This is a genomic window from Gammaproteobacteria bacterium, assembly GCA_013696315.1.
GTDB lineage: Bacteria > Pseudomonadota > Gammaproteobacteria > JACCYU01 > JACCYU01 > JACCYU01.
The window spans coordinates 1-7,267 of record JACCYU010000056.1 but is presented as its reverse complement, the minus strand read 5'-3'; the positions used below and the strand labels follow the sequence as shown (position 1 = coordinate 7,267).

9 protein-coding genes are annotated in these 7,267 nt (G+C 60.2%); 2 read left to right on the top strand and 7 right to left on the bottom strand.

The features are described 5' to 3' along the window. Positions 1 to 2,184, top strand: a 2,184-nt coding sequence (locus H0V34_03295) for a leucine--tRNA ligase (GenBank protein ID MBA2490762.1), incomplete at its 5' end; no start/stop codon positions are given. A gap of 1 nt (position 2,185) precedes the next feature. After that, positions 2,186 to 2,704, top strand: a complete 519-nt coding sequence (locus H0V34_03290) for a hypothetical protein (GenBank protein ID MBA2490761.1) — start codon at positions 2,186 to 2,188, stop codon at positions 2,702 to 2,704. A gap of 90 nt (positions 2,705 to 2,794) precedes the next feature. On the opposite strand, the gene H0V34_03285 is transcribed toward H0V34_03290, so the two are convergent. The 7 genes from H0V34_03285 to H0V34_03255 form a co-directional block, all read right to left on the bottom strand. After that, positions 2,795 to 3,190, bottom strand: coding sequence for a hypothetical protein (locus H0V34_03285; GenBank protein ID MBA2490760.1), 396 nt, complete (start codon positions 3,188 to 3,190; stop codon positions 2,795 to 2,797). Positions 3,191 to 3,329: 139 nt separating this feature from the next. Then, the gene (locus H0V34_03280; protein MBA2490759.1) at positions 3,330 to 3,497 is read right to left on the bottom strand and encodes a hypothetical protein; all 168 of its coding nucleotides are present in this window, start codon (positions 3,495 to 3,497) and stop codon (positions 3,330 to 3,332) included. A gap of 10 nt (positions 3,498 to 3,507) precedes the next feature. Continuing rightward, a complete protein-coding gene (locus H0V34_03275) occupies positions 3,508 to 3,978 on the bottom strand; it encodes an SCO family protein (GenBank protein ID MBA2490758.1) in 471 nt (156 codons plus the stop codon). 81 nt (positions 3,979 to 4,059) lie between these two features. Beyond that, on the bottom strand, positions 4,060 to 4,452 hold the full coding sequence (locus tag H0V34_03270) for a multicopper oxidase domain-containing protein (GenBank protein MBA2490757.1): 393 nt from the start codon (positions 4,450 to 4,452) through the stop codon (positions 4,060 to 4,062). Next, positions 4,415 to 5,734: a hypothetical protein gene (locus H0V34_03265; protein ID MBA2490756.1), complete on the bottom strand. Its 1,320-nt coding sequence runs from the start codon at positions 5,732 to 5,734 to the stop codon at positions 4,415 to 4,417. The genes H0V34_03270 and H0V34_03265 overlap by 38 nt, the downstream gene beginning before the upstream one ends. A 205-nt stretch (positions 5,735 to 5,939) precedes the next feature. After that, complete coding sequence (locus H0V34_03260) at positions 5,940 to 6,329, bottom strand: transposase (GenBank protein ID MBA2490755.1); 390 nt, start codon at positions 6,327 to 6,329, stop codon at positions 5,940 to 5,942. A gap of 70 nt (positions 6,330 to 6,399) precedes the next feature. After that, complete coding sequence (locus H0V34_03255; GenBank protein MBA2490754.1) at positions 6,400 to 7,209, bottom strand: multicopper oxidase domain-containing protein; 810 nt, start codon at positions 7,207 to 7,209, stop codon at positions 6,400 to 6,402. Between the last annotated feature and the right edge of the window lie 58 nt (positions 7,210 to 7,267).

Here is a 7,267-nt window from a genome sequence, read left to right as displayed (position 1 = left end):
GACTACATGCGCGCGCAGCTCAAACGCTTAGGCTTCGGCTACGATTGGGCGCGTGAACTGGCAACCTGCAGGCCGGAATATTACCGCTGGGAACAATGGTTTTTTCTGCGTCTGCTAGAGAAAGGTCTGGTGTACAAAAAAAAGGCCGCCGTGAACTGGGACCCGGTCGATCGGACCGTGCTCGCCAACGAGCAGGTGATCGACGGCCGTGGCTGGCGCTCCGGCGCGACGGTCGAGCGACGCGAGATCCCGCAGTGGTTCTTGAAGATCATCGACTACGCGGACCAGTTGCTTGACGATCTGGACGCGCTAGCCGACTGGCCCGCGCAAGTTCTCGCCATGCAGCGCAACTGGATCGGAAAAAGCGAAGGCGTGGAAATCCGTTTTCCGTACGATGAGGGCGCGCTGAAAGTATTCACCACCCGTGCCGACACCTTGATGGGCGCGACTTACGTGGCGGTCGCCGCTGAACATCCGCTGGCGGCGCGCGCGGCACGAGTCGATCCCAAGGTCGCCGCTTTTATCGAGGCCTGCCGCAAGCGCGGTGTGACCGAAGCCGAGCTCGCGACGCAAGAAAAGCAGGGCGTGCCGACGACGTTGACTGTGCGGCATCCGTTGACGGACGAGCCGTTGCCTGTGTGGGTCGCGAACTATGTGCTGATGGCTTACGGAGAGGGCGCGGTAATGGCGGTGCCGGCGCACGATGAGCGGGACTTCGAGTTCGCAAGACAATATGGGTTGCCGATCAGACAGGTTCTTGAACATGTTCTTTGGAGAGAACGTGATCCTAGCTCTGCTGAATACCAGTATTACAGCTTCGATTCCGCCCTATGGAAAGATTGGTATGCGTCCAAGAATATTGATGATGTCCTAATAGTAAATTCAGGCAAATATGACGACTTAAGCCCTGAGGATGCGATTAACGCCATTGCCGCCGACCTGGCCGCTAAAGGTCTGGGCGAGAAGCGCACGCAGTTCCGTCTGCGCGACTGGGGTGTTTCGCGCCAGCGCTACTGGGGTTGCCCGATACCGATTATCAATTGTTCCACCTGCGGCGTTGTGCCGGTGCCGGATGATCAATTACCCGTGCTGCTGCCGGAGGATGTGGCGTTCGAAGGCGTTACCTCACCGCTCAAGACCGATCCGAACTTTTATCGCACGGAATGCCCCCGGTGCCAGGGGTTGGCCGAGCGCGAGACCGACACCTTCGATACGTTTTTCGAATCTTCATGGTATTACGCGCGCTTCTGCGCGCCGGACAACGACAAGACCATGCTGGACGCGCGTACCGATTACTGGTTGCCGGTGGATCAGTACATCGGCGGCGTGGAGCACGCCGTGCTGCATCTGTTGTATGCGCGTTTTTTTCACAAACTCATGCGCGACGCCGGGCTGGTTAAGGGCGACGAGCCCTTCACGCGCCTGCTGACCCAGGGCATGGTGCTCAACGGCGGCGTGAAGATGTCCAAATCCAAAGGCAACACGGTCGATCCGCAGGCGCTTATCGAGCGCTTCGGCGCCGACACGGTGCGCCTGTTCGTGATGTTCGCCGCGCCGCCGGACCAGTCGCTGGAATGGTCGGAGTCCGGCGTGGAGGGCGCGCATCGCTTCCTCAAACGTTTGTGGCGACAGGTTTACGCGCACGTGAACGATGCCGCGACCGGCGCGGAAAAGGCATCGTCGGCCGCCGCGATCGGGCAATTGCGCCGCAAGCTGCACGAGACCATCGCCAAGGTGAGCGATGATATCGGCCGGCGTTACACCTTCAACACCGCCATCGCCGCCAATATGGAACTGCTGAACGAGCTTGGGCGTTTCGAAGATCACACTGAACAAGGCCGAGCTGCCACGCAGGAAACACTCGAAGCCATCGTGCTCATGCTGTCCCCGATTGTGCCGCACATCGCGCACAGTCTGTGGCTGGCGCTGGGTAACGAGGATGCCATCGTGGATTGTCGCTGGCCTGATATAGACCAGGCAGCGCTGCAGCGCGACACCGTGGCGCTGGTGGTGCAGGTCAACGGCAAACTGCGCGGACATATTGAAGTGCCCCAAGGCAGCGACCGCCAGATGATCGAACAAACGGCGCTGAGCAACGAGAACGTGCGACGTTTCATCGAAGGTAAGCAGGTGCGCAAGCTGGTGGTCGTGCCCGACAAGCTGGTTAACGTCGTGGCCGGCTAACGTGGCAAAGCTTCCGGCAGGACGCGGCCTCCGCGGCGCCGGCGCGGCGTGCCTGGCGCTTATGCTGTGCGTTTCCGCGTGTGGATTCCAGCTGCGCGCCCAGGCCGATCTGCCGACGGAAATGAAGCGCACGCACATCGACGGGCTGAGCCCTTACAACAACTTCCGCGTGGAGCTGGAGCGTGTGTTGCGCGCGAACGGTGTGGCCGTGGTGGACTCTGAGCACGCGACCGCCGCTCTGCGCATCAAGAGCGAGCAGCGTGGGCGGCGCGTGCTGTCGGTCGGAACCGACGGCAAGGTGCGCGAGTTCGAGCTGCTTACGGTGGTGAGATTCGACCTCCAGGGACAGGGCAATGACCTGCGGCTCAAGGATCAGACGCTCGCCGTCACTCGCGAGTTTTTGTTCGAGGAGACCGACGTGCTCGGTAATGCCGCGGAGGCCGACCTGCTTTACGAAGATATGGAAAGCGAACTGGTGCGGCTCATGCTCTATCGCCTGGAAGCACTGTCGTCCCCCTAGCCGCTGCCGTTGCTCGACCGCTATCGCACGGTGTGTACGACCGGTGCGACGGGAACCTCCGACGAATGCGAGGTTCCCGGCCGGAACGTGCTAAAGCGGCGTTAACGGACCCGGCATATGGAGGTGTCCGAGATTACCGTGCGGCCGAAGCGGTTGATGAGCTTCCCCGTGACCTGCCGGCCCCGGATGAAGTTGGCTGGAATGCGAGTGGCGCCAGCCGCGATAATCATTCAAATTGCTGTCGAAATCGCACTCGAGCTCATCGCCCACTGTGCGCTTGAGCCGCGTGGTTCGCAGGTTGATGCCCGATTGCGCCCGGCAGCGTAGAAACCTGGCGACGAGATTGTTGCCATCGACCGAGATACTGGATCGGTTTACCCTCTTGTCGCACCTGACCAGAATGGTTGCGGCATCGGCCTGCGCGCAGGTGAACGTGGCGACCAGCGCGCCAGCTATCAAACGGGTTAATACGGGTTTGGTGTTCATCGAAAAATTCCTCGTTTCTTGAATGGTTGACCGAAAGCAACTTCCTGCTTGCGTAGATCATGTATACAGCACGTTTTGCGGCTGAGCCGTATGGCCGTCGCGAGACCGCGGAGACCTGGCGCCTCCGCGGTCCGGCACCTCACATCACCGCCCCTAAGCTCCTGATGATGCGGCTGGCGGGCAGCATGCTGGGTATCGCCTGCCATTTGCCGGTCGCCTCGTTGCCGTAAACGAACAACGCCCCGTGCTGGGATTTGTCGGCGTCGATCACCGGGTCGGGGTCGTAAACGCCCAGCTTGTGGCGCACCAGATCGATATTAATCCGCCTGGGTTCCCGTGACGAAGGTGAAGCCGGGTTGCGCCCCGATAGCCCGCGCAAAGCGCTTGAGCACGGTGGGCGTGTCGTGCGCCGGGTCCAGGGTAATCCCGTACAGGAACACATCTGTTCCCACGCGGTCGCCCAGCGCGCGTTGCACGGCCATGAGATTTTTGGTGGTCAGCGGGCACACGGACGTACAGCTCGTGTACATGAAGCTGATGATGACGGACTTGCCCTTGATCAGATCGTCATAGAACCGCACCGTCTCGCCGTCGTCCGTTTGCAGCGCCACGTTTGGAAAGTAGCCTTCCATCCTGTCCATCGCCGACGCGACCCTGGTTGCCTGCCGCGGCGATGGCGCGGATGCCTCGCCCTGATGCTCCGAACCGTCGTGCGCCTCGCTCGTCAGCGCAATTACCGCCAGGCTCAACGCTACGGGCCACAGACTCTTTCGATTAATTTTGACCATTGCTGCTTTTCTCCTTGGATACAATTAAAAGACGACGCCTCCGCCCCGGCGCCGCATCTTTATTGCGGCGCCGGCACAAAGCTATCCAACCACGTCGAATCTCGCCATCATGAACATGTCCTCGTGTTCGATATTGTGGCAGTGGAACACGAAGGGGCCGGGGAAGTCCCTGAACTTGAAGTACACCTCCACTTCATCGTTGGGGCCGAGCATGACCGTATCCATCCGCGACTGACCGTCGCGCTCCTCCAGCGGGGGTTGCTTACCATTGCGGGTCAGTACCCGCATGAATTCCAGATGCACGTGCACCGGGTGCCACCAGCCGCCGGACTTGTTGACCAACCGCCAGACCTCCGGCGTGTTGATCGCCGGCGAGGCGATCGGCTTGTTGATATCCACGAATTTGCCATTGATCGCCCAACCTCCGCGCCGCCCGTCAAAGATGAACTCGCGCCGCTTGGCCGCCGCCAGCACCGCTTTCGGGACCGGATCGAACGGCCGCAGTCGAGCCGGCACCTTGCTCGGATCGGCGACCGCGTTCTCCACGATGAACTTGATGAACTGCCGCCCCCCTGGCCAGAAGTTTTGGATCATCGAATGTGCCCTCGGGCCCGCGCCCATCGTTCTGGTCGAGGCGGTCTTCGAGGTACAGCTCGGTACCGGTCGGGAACTTTGAAAAATCGATCACGATCTCATGTCGCTGTGCGCTAATCGCGAAGATGCGATCGGTGTTGATGGGGGAATCCATCAGCCCGCCGCCAGTCGCGATGTGAATAAACGGCTTGATGTTGCCGGCTTTGTCGGTGAGAAAGAGCATCAACTGGCGCGCATTACAGCCGTTTAACAGGCGGAAGCGGTACTTGCGCCGCTTGACCCGCAGAAACGGCTGAATCGCGCCGTTCACCAGCCACTTGTCGCCTAGAAACCCGTCGTGTTCGCCCGGCAGATAAATGAGCGAACCATCGCGGGCGATGCGCCGATCCTGGAACACTAGCGGAATGTCGAAGGCGCCGCTCGGCAGCTTGAGCGCCGGTGGCGGATCGTTTTCGTTGCCGGTATCGATCTCATCGGTGTGGAGGTAGAAGCCCGACAGCCCACGGTAGACATTGGGTCCGGTGAAATCCAGCAGGTGGTCGTGATACCAGTTGGTGGATGGACGATCCACGGGCACCCCGTTGAGGTCCAGCTCCACTTCGCCCGTGCTGAAACCGGGGTCGCGATGCGGGTAGCAGTAATCCCGACTCTCACCCGGATGGAACAAGGCCCGAAGCTGGGCAATATCATCGGGAAAGCCATCATCCCGAGCCGCCGCGTGCGCGCCGTGCAGATGCACGGTGGAATGATTGACTCCGAAACCGAAACTCGGATCAGGCAGGTTATTGGTGAACCGCGCGACGCCCGCCCGGTTCTGGCGCACCTTGAAAGTGGGACCTAAGGCGATGCCACTTGTGGCCGGCGTATTCACGTCCCGGTACCGCCACACCCGCGTGTTGGGGAGCTCGGGGTGCAGCGACACCATGGCCTCTTCCTCAACGACTTTAAAGAATCGCGTAGCCGCATTATTCACGATGTCCAGCGGACAATCGGGCGCGGCGAAGCGGGCCACGGGTTGCGTTGTAGGTGGAATCGGCAGCGACCTCACGAAACGCGTGGTCGGCGGGCTCGGCGCATCGAAACTGAAAGGTGGGACCTGCGCGGATGCGCCTGTCAATCGCAGTAACGGCGCGGCGCCACCCAGCAGCCCGAGTTTTAGCATCCGTCTTCGTGTAAACATCTCACATCTCCGTGTTGATGTTGACGGACGCCTTCGAAATTTAAGGATCTAGCCTCAACAGCCACCGAATGGCGTTAGCCATGGCACACGGAGTTGTCTGATATCACCGTGCGACCAAGGCGATTGTATGAGTTTACGGTGTTCATTCTTGTGATCTCCATTCCATTGTATGGAGGGCCTGTTCACATCAACGCAGCCCATCGACAACGAGTGCAAAGTTGATGAAGGGCATGTACGAGACATCGAGCTTTTCGAATTGGGAGAAGATGCGCCGAAAGCCCTTGAGGCGGCGGAACAACCGTTCGATCGCATTGCGCCGCTTGTACATCGCTCGGTTGAATTCCATCGTGTCACTCAATTCTGCTTGGACGGCACGACGGGGATAAAGCCCAGCTAAAATGACTGCGGTAGTATCCAGCCCTACGGCTTCGCTGTTAGGCGGACAATCTGCGCATGCTGCAACTGTGCGAATACCGACCGATCCAGCACGCCGCTCTTCGACCAGCGATTCACGCGGGTGTAAATGTGTGCCAGTTGCCGAACCACAAGCGTTAACACGCCCTGATTGAACCATCACCTAGCGCCGATTTGACCGCCCCAGCGCCTGGCGGCGCGGAGACCAGGCGGCCTCCGCACGAACGCTCCCGTTACGGCACGATGTTCCAGGTGGCCATCATCGCGTGGTCCTCGTGCGTCAAATTGTGACAGTGCGTGACGTAGCGGCCGCGTCGCCCCAGCTCGACCGAAGGATCGAAATCAGGATCGGGAAAGTCCCGGAAGCGCATGAACGTTTCGATCGTGGTCTCGCGCCCCAGGCGGTACATGTCCTGCCGCGACCGTTGCGCAGCGGTAGGCGCCACTCCGTTGGTGGTGAGCGCCTGTCCCTCCTCGAAGTGGATATGGATCGGGTGTTCCCAGCCGCCCGAGAGATTCTTCAGTGTCCATATCTCGGCCGTGTTGCGCTTGATCTGTACCGGCGGATTGGCCAGTTGCTTTGGCGTGTGGTCAATGTCTGGATCCCAAAGCTTGCCGTTGATCTGCCACATGCCGTTGCCGCGTTCGAAGTTCCACACGCGGCGTTGCACCACTTCGCTCAAGTTGATTGGCGGGAACGGGCGGAAGGCAGCGGGCACCTGGCTCGCGTCCACGGCGTCTTCGCCGATCTGAAACTCGATAAGCTGATTCTCGATCTTGTCGGGATTCAGAGTCGATTTGCGGTCGGGCTGGCGGCCGTCCTTCATCGGCAGTATGTTGGCCAGATAGACCTTGGCGCCCGCCGGGAAGCGTCGAAAGTCGATGATGATGTCGCTGCGTTCCGCGGGCCAGATTTCGAGCCGGGTAAGACTGTTGCGCGGTCGCTCCAGCAGATTGCCGTTGTCGGTGATCTGGGTGAATGGCTGATTCTTGCCGGCGTAGCGCAGCACTAAAGTGTTTAGTCCCGCAGTGTAGTGGTACATTGGATCGTCATATCTGGAGAGATGAGCAATGGGTCAGGTTTTACACGGCAGCGCCCGC

Coding starts and splice junctions, on each gene's coding strand:
- H0V34_03285 (MBA2490760.1), bottom strand. CDS start 3,190: ATGAACACCAAACCCGTATTAACCCGTTTGATAGCTGGCGCGCTGGTC.
- H0V34_03275 (MBA2490758.1), bottom strand. CDS start 3,978: ATGGTCAAAATTAATCGAAAGAGTCTGTGGCCCGTAGCGTTGAGCCTG.
- H0V34_03265 (MBA2490756.1), bottom strand. CDS start 5,734: ATGCTAAAACTCGGGCTGCTGGGTGGCGCCGCGCCGTTACTGCGATTG.
- H0V34_03255 (MBA2490754.1), bottom strand. CDS start 7,209: ATGTACCACTACACTGCGGGACTAAACACTTTAGTGCTGCGCTACGCC.